This is a genomic window from Paenibacillus sp. FSL E2-0151 (genome assembly GCF_037993015.1).
Taxonomy (GTDB): Bacteria; Bacillota; Bacilli; order Paenibacillales; family Paenibacillaceae; genus Paenibacillus; species Paenibacillus amylolyticus.
The window spans coordinates 157,681-175,684 of sequence record NZ_CP150308.1; the positions used below are offsets into that span (position 1 = coordinate 157,681).

An 18,004-nucleotide genomic window follows, 5' to 3' on the forward strand; every position below is an offset into this window, starting at 1 on the left:
CTTCTTAACTATAGAAAGCGTACAAATCTAATTCATATTCAGGAGGCCTTGTATGTCATCTTTTATCCTATATCCGGCGATTGATATCCGGGACGGCAAATGTGTAAGACTGGTGCAGGGAGATTATAATCAGGAGACCGTGTATAACGATGACCCGGTTCAAGTGGCTCTATCCTGGGAGAAGCAAGGCGGTACATACGTTCATCTGGTGGATCTGGATGGTGCGAAAGCAGGGCACCCTGTTAACGATGAGCTGATCGGGCGGATTGCCTCGGCTGTGAACGTACCTGTTCAGGTGGGCGGCGGACTTCGTACGGTAGCGGATGTAGAACGTTTGCTGGGTCTGGGTGTTAGCCGGCTGATCATTGGAACAGCAGCGATTGAGGATCGTGCTTTTACAGAGGAAGTACTGGGACGTTACGGCGACAAAGTGGCAATTGGCATCGACGCTCGTAATGGTTACGTGGCAACCCGCGGATGGCTTGAAACATCGGAAGTACAGGCAGAGGTGCTCGCGAAGGAACTGGCGGCATATGGCGCAGAAACGTTTATCTTTACGGATATATCCCGTGATGGCATGATGCAGGGTCCTAACGTAGAAGCGATTGTGTCTCTAGCCAAGGCAAGCGGACGGACGGTTATTGCTTCTGGCGGTGTAAGTGTAATGGATGATTTGCTTCGTCTGAGTCGCCACGCGGATGATGGTGTTGGTGGAGCAATTGTGGGTAAAGCACTGTATACGGGAAGCATCGATCTGTCTGAAGCAGTACGTGCGGTCAATAAGTAAGGGATATTCGGATAGAGAGGAAGAGGTAGCATGCTGGCAAAAAGAATCATCCCCTGTCTGGACGTGAAGGACGGCCGGGTCGTCAAAGGCGTCAACTTCGTTAATCTCCGCGATGCGGGTGATCCGGTAGAGCTGGCGGCACTATATGACCGCGAGGGCGCGGACGAATTGGTGTTTCTCGATATCTCCGCTTCGGTAGAAGGTCGCGAAACGATGGAAGAAGTCGTACGGCAGACGGCGGGCGAGATCGCTATTCCCTTTACGGTAGGTGGTGGCATCTCCAAGGTGGAGGACATGAAGCGGATTCTCCGTGCAGGTGCGGATAAAATTGCAGTGAATACAGCCGCGGTACTTAATCCGCAGTTGATCGCAGATGGTGCACGTCGCTTTGGCTCGCAGTGCATCGTGGTAGCGATTGATGCCAAGTTTAACGAAGCTTGGGGCGAGTGGGAAGTCTATACCCATGGTGGACGGAAACCCTCCGGGATCAAGGCGTTGGAATGGGTTAAACAGGCTGAGAGCTTGGGCGCGGGAGAGATTCTGCTCACAAGTATGGACGCGGACGGAACAAAAGACGGCTTTGATCTGAAGCTGACGGCAGCAGTATCCGAATCTGTGCGTATTCCAGTCATCGCATCGGGCGGTGCGGGCAAAGAATCTCATTTCTATGATGTATTTACCACAGGCAAAGCGGACGCAGGGCTGGCCGCAACGATTTTCCATTACAAAGAAATCGCCGTACCGGCGTTAAAACAACATTTGAGAGAACAAGGGGTGGAGATCCGTGACTAAAGTGAGCGATGAAATCAAGGAACAGTTATCCTTGGAACAGGTTGTGGAACACATTCGTTGGAGTGACGGTTTGGTTCCTGCCATTGTGCAGGATGTAGATACTCGTGAAGTTTTAATGATGGCTTATATGAATCGCGAATCCCTGAAGTTGTCGCTGGAATCCGGTGAGACCTGGTTCTGGTCACGCTCGCGTCAGGAGTTGTGGCATAAAGGGGCAACATCTGGCAACGTGCAGACGATTACTTCCCTAAAATATGATTGTGACGGCGATACCTTGTTGGTTGAGGTGAAACCGAACGGTCCGGCTTGCCATACAGGGGCGGTAACTTGTTTCCATAATGAAATCATTGGTTTGCCAGAGAAATCGGCAGACAAGGCTTCGGATGAAGCGGGTGCGGCATCTGCTTCTGCAAGTTCCGGTTCCGAAAGTCGCTTTGAGGTATTGGCTGAACTGGAATCCGTTATTGCAGAGCGTGAACGTGAGCGTCCTGAGGGTGCATATACAACGTATCTGTTTGATAAAGGTGTAGACAAAATACTGAAAAAAATCGGTGAAGAAGCGTCCGAGACGATCATCGCCGCCAAAAATAAAGATAATGACGAGCTTCGTCTGGAAGTCAGTGACCTGATGTATCACCTGCTGGTCCTGTTACAAGAGCGCAAGCTACCACTGGACGACATTATGTCAGAGCTGAGCCGCCGTCATGAACGGCCTCGCCGCGATTAGGAGGCGAGTTTCGTGCGTATAGACTATCATACACACCATGAGCGGTGTGGACATGCCGTGGGCAAACTGGAAGAGTACGTGCAGCGTGGTGTGGAGATCGGACTATCCCAGATTGGATTGTCCGATCACATGCCCTTGTTGCATGTCGATCCGGCTCAATATTATCCGGAAATGGCGATGCCTATGGATGAACTGCCGCGTTACGTAGAGGAGTGTTTCTCCCTGAAAGAACGTTACCGTGGGCAGATTGACGTACGTGTTGGTCTGGAAGGTGACTATATCGAAGGCTGGGAAACAGAGATCCGTGCGATCATTGAGCGTTATCCATGGGATTATGTGATTGGCTCTGTGCATTTTCTTGGGGAATGGGACATTACGGATTTCCGCCAGACCCATCACTGGGAGGGCAAAGACATCCTTGAAGTATATCGTCAGTACTACGATGCCGTAAGCAAGGCAGCCGCCACGGGCATGTACGATATTATGGGCCATACGGATGTCATTAAACGCTTCGGTTTTGTTCCTTCAACAGAGCAAACAGAAGAACGTATCTCACTGGAGAACGCAGCGTTGCAGGCTATTGCCAAAAGTGGCTGCGCCATGGAACTGAATGCTTCCGGGTTATCGAAGCCTTGTGCCGAGATGTTCCCTAGTCGCAGAATGTTGACGGAAGCCATTCGCTTGAGTATTCCATTAACCATGGGCTCTGATGCACATGACCCAATGAAGCTGGGCGATTATTTGCCTGAAGCTGAAGCACTTTTACATGAGTTGGGCTGTACGGAAGTCGCTGTTTTTGAAGGCCGTCATCGCTCGTTCATTCCTTTAAATGTATAAGCCATTAGAGTATAATGAGGGTAGGAAATAACCTTTTAGATAAGGGATTATATAGGGATTTCAACCCTCAGGAGGGCATTATGCAGCATTCGTTACGTATTTTTTCCGGTTCATCGAACCCTAAGCTGGCAGAACAGGTATGTGACAAGCTGGGTGTACAACTGGGCAAGATCAAGCTGTCCAGGTTCAAGAGCGGAGAAATATACGTTCATTATGAAGAAACGATCCGTAATTGTGATGTGTTTCTGGTACAGTCGTTGTCTCATCCGATTAATGAGCTGTTTGTCGAGCTGTTGGTGATGATTGATGCCGCAAAGAGGGCTTCAGCGCGCACTGTGAACATCATTGTTCCGTATTACGGCTATGCTCGTCAAGAGCGCAAATCCGCACCTCGGGAACCGATCTCGGCCAAGATGGTAGCAGATGTATTAACTACGGCTGGCGCCAATCGAGTGGTAACGATCGACCTGCACGCAGCGGCCATTCAGGGATTCTTCAACATTCCGGTTGACCATATGACATCACTGGATCTGATTAGTGATTATCTGTTAAGCAAAGGAATCGAGAACCCTGTTGTCGTCTCCCCGGATGCGGGACGAGCATCGATGGCAGAGAAGCTGGCGAACCGTCTGGATTCTCCATTTGCCATTATGATCAAGAAACGTCCAAGCCATAATGAATCGGTGATTACCCATGTCATTGGTGATGTAGAAGGACGGACACCTATTATTATTGAGGATCTGATCGACACTGGAACAACCATTCTGAATGTTGTGGAAGGGTTGAAGGAACGTGGCTCCAAAAATGTATATGTATGTGCAACACACGGATTGTTCTCGGATGGGGCAGTAAGTAAATTGAATCACCCGTCAATTGAAGAGGTGGTCGTTACGGACTCGATCGCACTGCCAGATGACCACCCTGAATGCTTCAAAGTGTTACCTGTTGCGCCAATGCTGGCCCGCGCCGTACGCATTATTGTGGATGGTGGCTCCATGGCCACATTGTTTAAAGATTCTGGCATATAGAGCATCGAGGATATAACGTTGTGTTGCCAGATGAACTGTTCCGTGTCTGAGTTGTTGTCTGCTCAGCACGGTTTTTCGTATTGTCAGGTTAGCCAGTAATTACTGGTTGGCCTTTTTTTGTGGTCGTTTTACGATGGGGGAAGCCGGGAGAACGTGGCGGTTTTAGGGGCTAGGACCTCGTAACAAAAACAGTTCTCCCACGACCTCCAAAAGACCATGTTTGGGCTGGTAGGGGCAGTTGACCCCGTATAACAAGCGAAGCTATGGGTTTGGAACCATCGTGGAAAGGACCGGCGAAACGAAAGATAAGGAGTGAGGGCATGGAACCTGTTGTTGGTGTAGATGTCGCTAAAGGTTCAAGTGTGATACAGGCGTTTCAAAAACGAAATGAGCCCGTTGGTAAAGCTATCGTCATTGAGCATGTTGCGAGTGGATTCGAACAATTCACGGAGATGTTAGGGGCCCTTCAAGCCGAAACGGGTGTTGCTCCAGTGGTTGTTTTGGAGGCGACTGGGCATTACCATCGTGCCTTGGTGTCCTGTCTGAATCGGAGTGGCTACACCTACTACATTGTGAATCCCTTGCAATCCAAGCGAGCGAAGGGAACGCAGTTACGCAAAGTTAAAACAGATGCTGCAGATGCTTGGCATCTGGCAGAGATGTACTATCGCGGCGACGTGAAGCCGCATCGAAATTGGGATGAGACGTTTACAGAGCTACAGCATTTGACTCGGCAGCATGAGTTTGTCACGGGAATCTTTGTGCAGGCGAAGCTGAACAGCAGAGCCTTGCTGGAGCAAGTTTTTCCGACGTATGAGCAGATATTTTACAATGTGTTTTCAACAACATCATTGACGGTGCTGTCTCATTGTTTGGAGGGAAGTGTGACGAATTGGAATGAAGTCATTCAGGGTAATTCGGGACGATCCCATTCCAAGCGATGGACCAATGAAAAAGCGAGAAAACTGGAGGAAGTACTGGATGAATGGAGAGAAATTCGGCGTAGCCCCGCTCAAAGCAAGGCACTGCTCGGAATGGTCTCTTTATTGTTGACGATGATTCGGCAACTGGAGGAACTCGAAAAACAAATGGAGGAACTTGCAGAAAATCTGCCTGAAGTCGGACTGGTGAGAAGTATCCCGGGAATTGGAACGAAACTGGCCGCAGCCATTGTAGCTGAACTAGGTGATGTGAAACAGTTTAGTGATGCGAAGCAACTTGTAGCGTTTGCGGGCCTTGACCCAGGGATTTTCAGTTCAGGAAAGTTCACAGCGACAAGTACACGAATTACGAAACGAGGCTCTAAAAGGCTCAGACGTTCACTATATTTAGCGGTGCAATGTGGAATGCGAAAGAATGCGAATGCAAGAATCCGTTCGTACTACGAGAAAAAAAGAAACGAGGGCAAGCCCTACAAGGTGGCCGTGATCGCCTGCGCAAACAAGCTGTTACATCACATTTTCGCCATCTTGCAGAAAGGCCAGCCCTACCAAGTGTAATCCATATTTAACCAAAACCTCCATACCCGTGGAGGTTATTCGTGTTGGTCGGAAAAAGTATACCACGAAAAGAGAACTCATCCAACCAGAAATGCTTGACAAACATTAGCTGGTTTTTGTTTTTGCTCTTTGAATTCAATTCTTGCTTTGTTGCTCAGAGGCTTGTGCTATAATAACATAAAATCAGTTATGATAGCGTTATCATATAGTATTCAGCCCCTAAGGTGAGATGGATGCTGAACAGTAGAACCACGGCTGAGAACATTGGCATCGTGGAGTGAGGAGTGGGGTCTATTGTCGCGTACTTGGTATTATCGACTGTTGTTTTCGTATTTCCCTATTTTCTTTTTTACCATGACAATCCTTATTTTTATCGCATTTGTTTTCATAAATGACGTCTCTAGGGAAGAGACCAGAAAGGCAGATCGGATCTCCTCCAGTTACTTGGAGTCTACACTGGATCGTACGATCCGGGATATTGAGCTATCTGTGACCGAAACAGTACAGAACACACAAGCTTACAAGCTTTATTTTAATAACACCGTCCAGACGAGCTCGGACACGGTCTATTCAATTGCACAGAATTTGCGCGAACTGTCCAGTTCTTCTTCATGGATTCAATCCATCTATATCTACGACAAGAGAAACGACAGAGTTTTGACAGTAAGTGGCTCCAGAGAATCGGACAGCTTCTCGGATAAGGTGTGGATTGATCGGATTGTTAACGGGCCAATCGGGTCGGGCTGGCAACCAGTCCGGGAAATCGAGGTGGACTTTCAGCAACCCGTACGGGTACTGACAGTGAATAAGGGCATGCCTTTACCTTTTGGCTCCGAGGGTACACTGGTCATTAATATCAAGATGAGCAGTATTGAGCAAAGTGTGGATAGTATGGTTAATGGGCAACTTTCCTTTCTGACGATTACGGATCGTGAGGGCAAGATTGTGTATAATGCCCATTCCGATTATGAAGGCGCAGTAAATGGAAAGGAGCTAAACCATTTACCGCTAGACAGATTGGGCTGGACCCTGTCCAGTGGAATTAAGGCGGGCAACTTGTTTGGCTGGGTATCCGTAGTTTCCTACGTGTGGATTGTAATTGGAATGGTGACTGTTATCTGTGCCATCGTTTATATAGTCTATATTACTCGTCGTAACTATAAGCCTATTCAGATTATCATGAACCGGATTGAAGCTCATCAAATCCGTGCGTTGGAAAACTCAGGCACTCGGACCGATGAGATGAAGATGATTGATGGTGTTCTTGAGAATCTGATCAATCATATGATGGACTATGATAAGAAGAGCAGAGAGAACGCACTTTTACAACGCAGCAGGCTGTTTAATGCCTTACTGCTTGGGGAACATATGGATCAAGTTTCAGAGCAATTGAAGGATCTGTCTCCTTTTGATGAAGTGCATGACTCGTCCCGTTTTGCCGTTGTGGTTGGAGAAATCAACAAGTATGAAAAGGGGTTCCAGGAACGGTTTACGAGAGGTGAACAAAATACGCTGAAGTTTGCTTTGATGAACGTTCTGCAGGAACTATCACGTAATATGGGAGTGCAGTGCTGGGCTGAATGGATCAGCGCAGATCGAGTAGCGATACTCTTTCTGTCCAAAGAAGATAGTGACAGTAACAGCTCGGATATGTCAGGGCAGATTCGCATTGTGGCAGAGGAATGTCAATCTTGGGTGGAACAGAATCTGCGTATTTCCCTTAGCTTTGGTATTGGGCCTATTGCTGAAGGCATAGGATCGATTCGGGATTCCTATGCAGCAGCCGAGACGGTAATGCAACGCAAGCTTTTGATGAATGGTGACGTGGGGCAAGCCGAGTGCGGAGAGCATCAGCATCCTTTGCTGGATACTTACACTTACCTGCAGATGATTGCCGACTTTGTTAAACGATTCCGCATGTCGAGTGTTCAGTGGCGTGATCAACTGGAAGAGATTTTCACAGCATTTGAGCGAAATAAACTGCCAGATGACGAGATTCGCTCTCTCATCCAGGCGATGTTACAGATGCTCAGTAGAGAAGTCGCAATGATGTCAGAGAAGCTGCAAGAAGAGCTGTCAGAAGAGAACATTAACAAGTGGCTCAAGTTGATGGAAGAGGCAGAGACACTTGAGGATATCAAAGGCCTTCTGTTTGATAATCTGACGGATCTGTTCAGAACCTATGTGGCGGTCACTGAAACCAAGAGTTACAAAGCAATGGTTAACGAAATGAAAGCCTATATTGAAGAACAGTTTGCTAATCCAGATCTTTCATTGAAACATCTGAGTGATCGATTTCAGATTACGGGCAAACATGCGAGTTATTTGTTTAAGACCGAATTCAACATGAAGTTTGTTGATTTTGTTACAGAGCTTCGCATGAAGGAGGCCGAACAGCTTCTGTTAAAAACGGATCATTCCTTGCAGGACATTGCTTTGAAAGTAGGATACGCGAACGGGATTACTTTAGGCCGTGTGTTTAAACGGGTGATGGGTATTACACCAGGGGATTATCGTCGTTTGAAACGTGAACACCTTGATCTCGAAGAATGACAAGAATATAGATGTTCATGGCTTAAGTAAATACAGGGTGAGTTTTAGGCAGTCGCTTTTCACTGAGAGAGCGGACAGTCTGGGATTCACCCTGTTTGTATTATTCAGTTATAAACTGAAAGGGAAGTAACTACTTGTGTGCGAGATTACAAGGATATTCCCACTTTTTTCTATTTACGAATATAAGCAGTATGTGAAAATGGTTTATCCGAATATGAGCAGAGTGTTCTGTGTCAGAGGGGGCAGACTAGCACTAAAGCCTTTAGCAGCAAGGGGTTGGAAAATAGTCAGTCTGCGATAATAATCAGAGTGTATAAACCATAATCCGTATGTAAACGCTTACGAAACTAGTTTATTGTAAGAAAGACGAGAGATGTGGAATACTCAGAGCAAGCTTCAAAAACATTCACGCAAAGCCAAAGGGGATGAACGGAATGACAAGAAAAGGGAGTCTAAAGAAGTTGATGGGTTTGGCGCTTACAGCAGTAATGGGCGTCTCACTACTTGCGGGGTGCTCATCTGCTGATAACAAATCAGCAGAAGGTGGGGCATCTGGCGATGGAAAACGCGTCACATTAAAGGTGGAGCTTTTCGACCGTGGTAAAACACCTTCTCAGTACACGATCTCAAATAACTTTATCTCTCAAATGATTCAAAAGAACTTTGGTGATCCGAACAACATTGACGTACAGTTCGTACCTGTTCAACGTTCTGAGGAAGTAACCAAGCTGAATGTCCTGATGGCTAGTGCTTCGGATGTTCCGGATATTGTCTTCGTTTATGACTCCAGCGTGTTTTACCGCTATGCACAACAAGGCGGGTTGACAGATGTAGGTGATCTGATTAATCAGTATGGACCGAATCTGAAAAAGTTTTTGGGCGAAGATACATTAAAGTTTGGTCAAGTGGAGGGACAGCAGTTTGCTATACCGGGTAAACGTGCGATTACAGCGCGGTACAGCTCCTTCATTCGTCAAGATTGGTTAGATAAGCTGGGAATGCCAGCACCTCAAACAACAGATGAGTTGTATAACACAGTGAAAGCTTTTAAAGAAAAAGATCCTGGCAATGTGGGAAGTCAAAACATTCCTATGGGTTTTGCGCTTGCACCAGCTTCCTATGAACCACTCATCTATTCTTTCATTAAGCCAATCGCTGGTGATAAGACTTATGCTCAACGCTATGAACTGCCTCTGCATGAAGGATTCAAAGAATCCATGCAGTTCTTGAACAAGCTATACAACGAAGGATTGATCAGTAAGGATTTCAGCTTGGATAAGGATAAAACCCAGTTAAACAAAGACGTTGCAAATGGAAATACTGGTTTCTTCTCTGAAGATGTGGACTCTATTTTCTGGCCAGATGGATCTTATGATCTGTTGAAAACAAACAAACCGGACAGCAACTTGGCTCCGCTCGATGCATACACCAATGCGAATGCTGATGGAAAACATATCAAGTCTCGTTATGGTTCGAATGGTATGTACATCATGATTCCGAAGAGCAGCGAACGTGCGGCAGAAGCAATTAAATATCTGGATTGGATGGCTTCCGATAAAAACCTCACTGCCATTTATGATGGTGTGGAAGGCGAGAACTATGATCTGGTAGACGGCATTCCGGTTGCTAAAGCAGACGCTACTCAAGAAGCAAAAGATCGTCTGTTCAATGCAGGAGATACCGCAATTATTTCGAACGGTAAAAACCTTGGTGATCAAGCACAAAATGAAAAAGCTTGGATCATGGGATTCCCTCCAGCGAATCAGGAAATTTTGAAAAAAGCACTTGAAGTTGCAAACACAGATACTGTTGGACCAATTGTCTTCAGCAAGCCAATTCAGACAGAGATGAAGTATAGCACAGCACTGACAGATAAATTGGACGTTATTATCGTAAAAACAGCGATGGCAAAACCTGAAGAATTCGATGCTGTATTTGAAAAAGAAATGGCTGACTACATGTCCTTGGGTGGAACAGAGCTGAAAAAAGAATTGGAAGCTGCTGAACAATAAGTTTGAACAAAATGTGTGTAAATTGAAGTGTTTCGATGAAGCCTGTGCCGTCTCTTGGATGGCGGCATAGCGTTTCTTCGTTTGTGAGGAGGAGAGAGAGACATGACCACATACTTGAAGAGATACTGGCAACTGTATGCGCTAATTTCACTACCCCTTATTTATTTTATCATTTTCCGATACGGACCAATGTACGGTGTGCAGATCGCTTTTAAAGACTTTAACCTGTTTCAAGGTATTAACGGTAGTGAATGGATCGGTTTTGATGCTTTTCGCGAGGTATTTGCAATGCCGGACTTCTACACTACGCTACGTAACACATTTATGCTGAATTTTCTTGATCTGATCGTTTCATTCCCTGCTCCAATCATTCTGGCCATTATGCTCTATGAGGTAAGGTTTAAATGGTTTAAGAAAATTTCACAGACCATTTTGTACATTCCTCACTTTATCTCCTGGGTTATCATCGGGGGAATTGTATACCAATTGTTTGGTAATCAATCCGGTATGGTAAACGGTATTCTGGAAAGTATGGGCCTAAATTCAATTCCGTTTTTGACAGAGAAAAACCCTTGGCTTGTTACTTACCTGTTCACAGGTGTGTGGCAAAGTGCTGGGTGGGGAACCATTCTATATCTGGCTGCATTAACCGGCGTTAACAAGGAATTGTTCGAAGCAGCTGAGATTGATGGTGCAACGCGGCTGAAGAGAATCTGGCATATTACACTGCCAAGTATTAAACCAACCATTGTAACCTTGCTTATCCTTAATCTCGGAAATATGGTCAGCATCGGTTTTGACCGGCCTTATGTTATTGGTAATACGGCTGTTCGTGAATATTCCGATGTACTCAGTACCTTTGTATACAGAATGGGTATACAGTCTGGACAGTATACACTTGCAACGGTTGTCGGCTTATTCCAGGCTGTTGTCGGATTGATCTTTGTACTCGGCTCAAACTATATCTCGAAGAAAACAACCGGTGAAGGAATACTATAATTTTAGGGAAATAATAAAATTTGTTACATTTGGTTTGTTGAACGTATAGACCATCAGTAAAGGAGTTGTGCGCAGATGAGTGACCGCACCTCGAACCGGATTTTTGATATTGTCAATGTCTCCTTTATCACCTTATTTGTTATATTCTGTCTTGCTCCGTTTCTGCACACGATTGCGATATCGCTAAGTTCGAACCGGGCCATTACATCAGGTGAAGTAACCATCTTCCCAAAGGAATTTAACTGGGATGCATATGGGCAAGTATTTTCGGATCATTCCATGATCTATTCACTAGGCTTCACCACGGTTCTTACGATAGCTACGACAGCGCTGTGCATGTTGTTTACCATTGCTGCAGCGTACCCGCTCACGAAGAAAAAATTAAAAGGTCGCAAAATGTTTATGTACGTCATCATCATCACCATGTTCTTCAGCGGAGGGATTATTCCCGAATATTTGCTGATTCGTGACCTGCATTTGCTGAATTCCGTTTGGGCTTTGATTCTACCAGGATTAGTGAGTCCGTTTAACTTGATTATCCTGATCTCCTTCTTCCGTGGGATACCGGAGAGCTTAGAAGAATCGGCTGAGATCGACGGAAGCTCACATGTACACACGCTCTTTAAAATTATTCTGCCATTATCCATGCCAGTAATCGCTACACTCAGTTTGTTCTATGCGGTTGGACGCTGGAATGGTTTTCAGGATTCCCTGATGTACATCACGGATCCGAAGCTATATCCACTTCAACTAAAGCTCTATCAAATGGTACAGAACAACATGGTTAGTGAGCTTACATTAATGGAAGGTGCCAACCGGACCAGATTAACTCCAGAGAGTCTTAAGGCTGCAACGGTCGTGTTCGCAACAGTACCTATCCTACTGGTATATCCATGGTTGCAAAAGTATTTCGTCAGCGGTGCGATGCTGGGAGCGGTTAAAGGATAATGTTGGGTGATCCCCGTACACACAAGAACTGATATCAGGGGAAGGAGAAGGAAATGAATATGCAGGGAGAAGACAAGGGCGAATACTCATTCTCGACATGTTGGAACATCAGGAAACATCCCATAGGGGAAGATATGATTCGGGAGATTGCGGATCTCGGCTTTCGTCGGGTGGAGCTCAATTATAATGTGACGAAGGAGATGCTCACGACGATTGAGCCCATGATTGAGCGTGGAGAGATCGGAATTTCTAGTGTCCACAACACCTTTCCACATGACCCTGATCCAGACTACGGTACGGATTCCATCTTGCTCGGCTTCGAAGATGAAGTGAAACGTAAGCGGGCGATCGAATTGCTGGTAGAGTCAGCTGAATATGCCCAACGTTATGGTGGAGAAGCTGTTGTTGTACACCCGGGAGAGGTACCTTTTCCTGAGGATATCAGCAAAGACCTTGGAAAGATCTATAACGAGGAAGGTCCGGACTCACCGAAGTATCGGAGCAAATGGGCTGAATTGATGGAGCGGCGGGAAGCCCTCAGTTCAGGGTATGTGGAGAAAATTATCGCCAGTCTGGATGAGGTATGCAATCGGGCGGCAGCTAAAGGTCTGGATGTTCGTTTTGGCATCGAGACAAGATCCCGACCACAACAGATTCCTACCCTTGCCGAAGCCAAGACCATCATCACGGCCCTCAAAGGGGCTCCGGTTGGTATCTGGTACGATACCGGTCATGCCATAATGATGGACCGAATGGGCCTTTATGACAGTGTGGGAGAAATGCGGGGCCTGATGGATGATATCGTAGGGGTCCATATCCATGAGACGCTTGGTCTCTCGGATCACTGGTGCCCGTATGTACACAGTAAGGATATGAACTTCTATGATGCCTATCTGCCGATGATTCGCCGGGCACAGGTGAAGGTGTATGAGTTGAAGTCTGCCTGTAAGGCAGAAGAGATTCATGAGAGTCATGACTTGCTAATGAAGAAGCTTGGAGTGACAGAGTAGGCGCGGTGATGTGGGAAACAGTTTGCATGTTCACAGCATGTGTTTAACGACTGTTTTCTCAGTGACGGAGACCCATAAATATGTAGTAAAACAAGCACAGGTTTTCTAGCGACTTTTGTAGAAATATGATATATACTGACGAGAAAAATGAACTCACCTACGGGCGGTATGAGTAGGCTTCCGGTCTGAATTGAAGGCACTGAAGCAACATACTCCGCACATCGGGAGAATGCATTGGTATGGAGGGGACTGCACATGTACAAACAACTGGTGGACAGTAATGACAGAGCGGTAGAAAGAGGCATATCCCGGCAGATGCTTGACCCGGAAAGCCGTTACTATGGAGGGACAATTGATCCCTTCACAGGTGTTGCCTGGGTCAACCATACGACTGGAACGCCCACGGATATGTGTTACTGGGGAGCTGCGCTCTCCAATCCGGACTCTATCTATTACCGGGATGAATCGTTGTTAAATCGACTGCTGTTAGCTACGGAATTTGTACTCCGCTTCCAGCATGAAGACGGTTCAATATCGCCTGGCTGGACCAATTACCATTCCCCTCCAGATACTGCATTTGTCGTTGTAGGGTATTCACAGTTGTATCAGCTTCTTCAGCAACAAGAATGGGAGCCGCTTCAACCTGTATTGAACAATATGAGGCTGTTTCTGGAACGGACAATCCCAACCATGCTTACGGGAGGTTGTCATACGCCCAATCATCGCTGGGTGCTATGCGCGGCGCTTGGTTTCCTGCATGAAATATTTGATCTGGAGGAAGCTGTGCAGCGCGCAGAGCAGTGGATGGATGAAGGCATGGATATTACACCTGATGGGGAGTGGACAGAACGGAGCAATGGGATATACAGCGCAGTTAGCGACATCATGTTAATTCATGCTGCGCGCCTGCTCAATCGTCCTGAACTGCTGGAACCAGTGAGGCTTAATCTCCGCATGATGGTGTATCTGGTCCATCCAACGGGTGAAATTGTTACGGATTATTCAGGGCGACAGGATCTGGGCAGTGTTCATGATCTGTCACCTTATTATCTGCCTTATGCCATTTTGGCTCGGCTGGACGGTGATCCACTCTTAGCCGGTATGGCAGCCTGGGCTGGAGATACATTGACAGATCCGGGAGTATGTTCGGTGAATACGCTCATTCGATTAATGCTTGAGCCGGAGCTTCAACAGACCAATGACACACGTGATGCATTACCGGAACAGTATGAGGTCATGCTGAATGAACATTTTGTACGGGGAGAATATCTGGAGCAGATGGACGCAGTAGGGCATCACGGTCGTATTTCGCACAGTCGGATGCATACGGATTTTGGTGCTCCGGTAGCCCGAATTCGGGATGATGCTACAAGTGTGACTGTGATGACAGAAGTTCCTTCTTTCTTCGCGCTTCGTCATGGCAAGGTGCGCCTGCTGGCTGTGCAACTGGCCTCATACTTTAATCCAGGGTATGTACCTATGCAGCAAATGACGAGGCTGTCCGAAGGCTATCGACTAACTGGTGAGCAGAAAAAAGGTTATTACGGCCCAATCCCTGCGAACCTGCTGCCAGAATCGGCTGCATCAGATATAAGTCCATGGTATTTGTTACCTCATCAGAGTCGTCAGCTTACTCATGAGCAGACATTCCGTGTAGGAGCAGAATTACAGCCAACGGAAAACGGATGGAACATGCATCTATCTGGACAGGAACCGGAGGACATTATGATGCAGTTATCCTTTGTATTCGGAAGCGAAGGTGAGCTGACCTGTGAGGACGCGATTGAAACGAGTGAGGGTCACTATTTGTGGAAAGGCGGTACATTACGCTATACCTGCGGAGAAGACTGGCTGGAGATCACTGGGGGCGAACTGGGTCATCTGGCGGCAACGGTACGTGAGGCAAAACTGCCGGACAAGTGTAAGGTTGTGCTGGTCAATTTCATGACGCCGTTTGATAAAACCCTTCATATTTCACTTTCTCCTTCGATGGCGTCGAAAATCTAGATTTATTAGATATTTAAGCCATAATAGTTAGAAGACCGAGCCCAAATGCTCGGTCTTCTTTTTTTACGAACGACTGCAATTAACGTTCTAAAATGATATTCCCACTGTCCAGCTCAGTCCAGTAATGTATGAACTATGATCATTTCAGTTGCTCTAACGCAGTTTCGATTGGTTTAGTGAACAGAGGATCATCTTTGGTTTTGCTCCAGTAAACGATAAAAATATTTCCTTTCTCATATAGAAAAGGGAATGTTGTAAATTGGGCGCTTTCCATGTGTTTATTGAATTCTTTTGTCCCGTTGATGCGATCCTTTTCAGAATTGAAAATATAAAAATGTATAAATTCAGGGCTATATGGTTCTTCTTCTACGGGCACTTCAACGGAGTACACCTCAGGTACAACATCATCTAATTTCAAAGGATACCCGGTTATACCAAAGGACACTAAATCCAGTTCTTGAGACTCGAGCGCTCTCAGTACATCATCTAATGTGAACTTATTTTCTATGTTTTCTATATCTTTTGAACATCCATTCAAAGCAAACAAGCATATTAAGATGAATATAAGTGGTTTTATCTTTGAGATCCTCAATATAACATCCCCTTTAAATATTTATTTTTTATTACATACGCGAAAAAGAGGCTGACCGTCAGAGCTAATATACGTTGTTTGATTTTTTATGGAGATAAACCACTAAAAAGGACAATAAGGATAATAATACCATAGACTACACTCGTATTAGTATAACCGGACCGAATCCAGTTAGATGCCGCGTAACCGACAAGAATAGACTAATGCAATACTGCAAAGAGAGCCTATGGTAAGTGAGTGTAGTAGTCTCTAGGTAAACATGGTTTTCCTTTGAATAAACAACGCTCCAAGGTGATAGGTTTCCGCAAAATGGAATATCACCTTCTTTTGCATTTTTTTCATAAACGACATGAAACTACATATTGAGAAGTGGGCCTTAAGATGTGGTATACTGAAGAGTATGAATGAAATGCAAAGAGGAGGTGCCTTGGAAGATGAAGGGCAAGCTAGTGCGGGCTGAGGGACACCTTGCCAATATTATACCGATTCACTTGGATGCTTCTTTCTTTTTTGAAAGAGCTGTCCGCTCGCTGGACCGAAATCATGTCGACAAGGCATTAAAATATTTTCGCAAAGCTGTTGAATACGAACCGGAAAATCCGGTAAATCATTGTAATATGGCGGGTATATTATCGGAGAAGGGGGATTACGAAGCCTCCAATGCCATTCTGGCTAACGTGCTGGAAGTGGTAGATCCGTCAATGACGGAATGTTATTTTTATATGGCGAACAATTATGCAAATATGGATCGGTTTGAGGAAGCCGAGCAAGCACTTGTTACCTATCTGGAGGAGGACACCCAAGGTCAGTTCATGACGGAAGCCGAAGAGATGATGGAGCTTCTGTACTATGAGCTGGATCGTCCGACCAAACTGAATCGAATCAAATCACGCAAAGGTGTAGTGGAGCACGATCAGGCACGGGAACTGCTGGAAGAAGGAAAATTTGCACAGGCTGCTGAATTGCTCGAAGGCATGTCTTCTGATTATCCTGATTACTTGGCTGCCCGTAACAATCTGGCACTCGCCTACTATTATATGGGTCTGTTTCCCAAAGCAAAAGAGACCATTGCCGAAGTGCTTGAACAGGAACCAGGTAATCTGCATGCACTCTGTAATTTGGCCATTTTCCATCAAAATGAGAACCGGGCTGATCAGGTTTTGCTTCTGATCAAAAAATTGCGGGTCATCGTGCCCTTCCAGCACGAACAAGTCTACAAACTGGCGACAACGATGGGAATTCTGGGCCAACACGATACGGCTTATGTTCACTTCCGGCGTTTGCTCAAGGACGAAGAGACAGCTGCTGATCCGGCACTTGCTCACTATGCAGCAGTGGCGGCTTATAATACAGAACGATATGATGCTGCTGAGCGTTTATGGCATCATGTGTCCAAGCTTGATCCGGGTTCCGAAGTATCCCGGTATTATCTGTCAGGTCTTGAGGCTGTAAAACAAGGCGAGCAAGAGCCAGAGAAGCTAAGTTATCATTATCATCTACCATTTGATGAGCAATTCAGACAGTGGGAGAACTATGGTAGTGGCATACCTGAAGAAATGAAAAATGATCCACTGATTCGCTCATCTTTCTTCTGGGCATTGCGTCATGGTGATCGGGCAACCAAGCTACAGGTGATTCATGCGCTTGGGATGATCGGTGACTATGAGGTGCAGCAGGCTCTGCAATCCTTTATTGAAGAGACTGGAGAAGAAAAGGATCTGCTTGAGGCAGCACAGACTGTACTGAACGGATTGAAATCGGCTGAACATGAGGATCGGAATTCTCAGGTGGTTCGACCCTTTTCTCCTGTAGCCTTGAAGTCTATTGGGAAGGTTCCATCCACATCAGAGCAATCGGACACTGGATCAACCTCCCATTGGCAGGCTGTTGTTGATCGTGCGTTACAGATGTCTGAAGCAAAGGCTGAGTTGCAGCAAGAGATGGAACGGCTCTGGACGGATTATGTATCCCGGGTACATCCGGAGTTTCCGGGTACGAAGCAGATTGAGGGTTGGGCTGCAGGACTTGAATACTTGGCAGCGAAGAATCACAGTCGGCCCGTTACCTATCAAAGCATTGCTGAGCGGTATGGGATATCGGCATCAACGGTTAGCAAGTATGCTAAACAGATTCATTCGGTTTGTAACAGCAAGCCACCACTAGTATAGAAAGTTCGCTTCAACTCGTTTTCAGAAAGACATCAACAGGTGAAG

At 46.1% G+C, this 18,004-nt stretch carries 14 protein-coding genes; 13 read left to right on the top strand and 1 reads right to left on the bottom strand.

Annotation, left to right across the window (positions count from 1 at the left end; genetic code table 11):
- The first annotated feature begins 52 nt into the window (after positions 1 to 52).
- The 12 genes from hisA (at position 53) to MHI55_RS00855 (ending at position 15,199) form a co-directional block, all read left to right on the top strand.
- Positions 53 to 787, top strand: a complete 735-nt coding sequence (gene hisA, locus MHI55_RS00800) for a 1-(5-phosphoribosyl)-5-[(5-phosphoribosylamino)methylideneamino]imidazole-4-carboxamide isomerase (RefSeq protein WP_047841450.1) — start codon at positions 53 to 55, stop codon at positions 785 to 787.
- Positions 788 to 817: 30 nt separating this feature from the next.
- Positions 818 to 1,579, top strand: a complete 762-nt coding sequence (gene hisF, locus MHI55_RS00805; RefSeq protein WP_338589869.1) for an imidazole glycerol phosphate synthase subunit HisF — start codon at positions 818 to 820, stop codon at positions 1,577 to 1,579.
- A gap of 1 nt (position 1,580) precedes the next feature.
- Positions 1,581 to 2,306 (top strand): bifunctional phosphoribosyl-AMP cyclohydrolase/phosphoribosyl-ATP diphosphatase HisIE, encoded by a 726-nt coding sequence (gene hisIE, locus MHI55_RS00810; protein ID WP_076216873.1) that lies wholly within the window; start codon positions 1,581 to 1,583, stop codon positions 2,304 to 2,306.
- A 12-nt stretch (positions 2,307 to 2,318) separates the two neighbouring features.
- Positions 2,319 to 3,143 carry a histidinol-phosphatase HisJ gene (hisJ, locus tag MHI55_RS00815; RefSeq protein ID WP_127546310.1) on the top strand — a complete coding sequence of 275 codons (825 nt, stop codon included), beginning with the start codon at positions 2,319 to 2,321 and terminating at the stop codon, positions 3,141 to 3,143.
- 80 nt (positions 3,144 to 3,223) lie between these two features.
- Positions 3,224 to 4,171, top strand: coding sequence for a ribose-phosphate pyrophosphokinase (locus MHI55_RS00820; protein ID WP_036616184.1), 948 nt, complete (start codon positions 3,224 to 3,226; stop codon positions 4,169 to 4,171).
- Between the two features lie 320 nt (positions 4,172 to 4,491).
- On the top strand, positions 4,492 to 5,670 hold the full coding sequence (locus tag MHI55_RS00825; protein WP_076254983.1) for an IS110 family transposase: 1,179 nt from the start codon (positions 4,492 to 4,494) through the stop codon (positions 5,668 to 5,670).
- Between the two features lie 294 nt (positions 5,671 to 5,964).
- Complete coding sequence (locus MHI55_RS00830; protein ID WP_282319735.1) at positions 5,965 to 8,223, top strand: AraC family transcriptional regulator; 2,259 nt, start codon at positions 5,965 to 5,967, stop codon at positions 8,221 to 8,223.
- Positions 8,224 to 8,657: 434 nt separating this feature from the next.
- Positions 8,658 to 10,235, top strand: coding sequence for an extracellular solute-binding protein (locus MHI55_RS00835; RefSeq protein WP_157116011.1), 1,578 nt, complete (start codon positions 8,658 to 8,660; stop codon positions 10,233 to 10,235).
- A 102-nt stretch (positions 10,236 to 10,337) separates the two neighbouring features.
- Positions 10,338 to 11,234 (top strand): ABC transporter permease subunit, encoded by an 897-nt coding sequence (locus MHI55_RS00840; protein WP_074092961.1) that lies wholly within the window; start codon positions 10,338 to 10,340, stop codon positions 11,232 to 11,234.
- 75 nt (positions 11,235 to 11,309) lie between these two features.
- The gene (locus MHI55_RS00845; RefSeq protein WP_074092962.1) at positions 11,310 to 12,182 is read left to right on the top strand and encodes a carbohydrate ABC transporter permease; all 873 of its coding nucleotides are present in this window, start codon (positions 11,310 to 11,312) and stop codon (positions 12,180 to 12,182) included.
- A 59-nt stretch (positions 12,183 to 12,241) separates the two neighbouring features.
- Positions 12,242 to 13,192: a TIM barrel protein gene (locus MHI55_RS00850; protein ID WP_282322250.1), complete on the top strand. Its 951-nt coding sequence runs from the start codon at positions 12,242 to 12,244 to the stop codon at positions 13,190 to 13,192.
- A 255-nt stretch (positions 13,193 to 13,447) separates the two neighbouring features.
- Positions 13,448 to 15,199, top strand: coding sequence for a hypothetical protein (locus MHI55_RS00855; RefSeq protein WP_340018869.1), 1,752 nt, complete (start codon positions 13,448 to 13,450; stop codon positions 15,197 to 15,199).
- Between the two features lie 139 nt (positions 15,200 to 15,338).
- On the opposite strand, the gene MHI55_RS00860 is transcribed toward MHI55_RS00855, so the two are convergent.
- Positions 15,339 to 15,746, bottom strand: a complete 408-nt coding sequence (locus tag MHI55_RS00860) for a hypothetical protein (protein WP_340388311.1) — start codon at positions 15,744 to 15,746, stop codon at positions 15,339 to 15,341.
- 479 nt (positions 15,747 to 16,225) lie between these two features.
- Here MHI55_RS00860 and MHI55_RS00865 point away from each other — a divergent pair, with 479 nt between their 5' ends.
- Complete coding sequence (locus tag MHI55_RS00865) at positions 16,226 to 17,959, top strand: tetratricopeptide repeat protein (RefSeq protein ID WP_340388314.1); 1,734 nt, start codon at positions 16,226 to 16,228, stop codon at positions 17,957 to 17,959.
- Positions 17,960 to 18,004 lie beyond the last annotated feature (45 nt).

Excerpts from the sequence above, each read along its gene's own strand:
- hisA (WP_047841450.1), top strand. The coding sequence starts at position 53 with ATGTCATCTTTTATCCTATATCCGGCGATTGATATCCGGGACGGCAAA.
- hisF (WP_338589869.1), top strand. The coding sequence starts at position 818 with ATGCTGGCAAAAAGAATCATCCCCTGTCTGGACGTGAAGGACGGCCGG.
- MHI55_RS00820 (WP_036616184.1), top strand. The coding sequence starts at position 3,224 with ATGCAGCATTCGTTACGTATTTTTTCCGGTTCATCGAACCCTAAGCTG.
- MHI55_RS00825 (WP_076254983.1), top strand. The coding sequence starts at position 4,492 with ATGGAACCTGTTGTTGGTGTAGATGTCGCTAAAGGTTCAAGTGTGATA.
- MHI55_RS00835 (WP_157116011.1), top strand. The coding sequence starts at position 8,658 with ATGACAAGAAAAGGGAGTCTAAAGAAGTTGATGGGTTTGGCGCTTACA.
- MHI55_RS00840 (WP_074092961.1), top strand. The coding sequence starts at position 10,338 with ATGACCACATACTTGAAGAGATACTGGCAACTGTATGCGCTAATTTCA.
- MHI55_RS00845 (WP_074092962.1), top strand. The coding sequence starts at position 11,310 with ATGAGTGACCGCACCTCGAACCGGATTTTTGATATTGTCAATGTCTCC.
- MHI55_RS00850 (WP_282322250.1), top strand. The coding sequence starts at position 12,242 with ATGCAGGGAGAAGACAAGGGCGAATACTCATTCTCGACATGTTGGAAC.
- MHI55_RS00855 (WP_340018869.1), top strand. The coding sequence starts at position 13,448 with ATGTACAAACAACTGGTGGACAGTAATGACAGAGCGGTAGAAAGAGGC.
- MHI55_RS00865 (WP_340388314.1), top strand. The coding sequence starts at position 16,226 with ATGAAGGGCAAGCTAGTGCGGGCTGAGGGACACCTTGCCAATATTATA.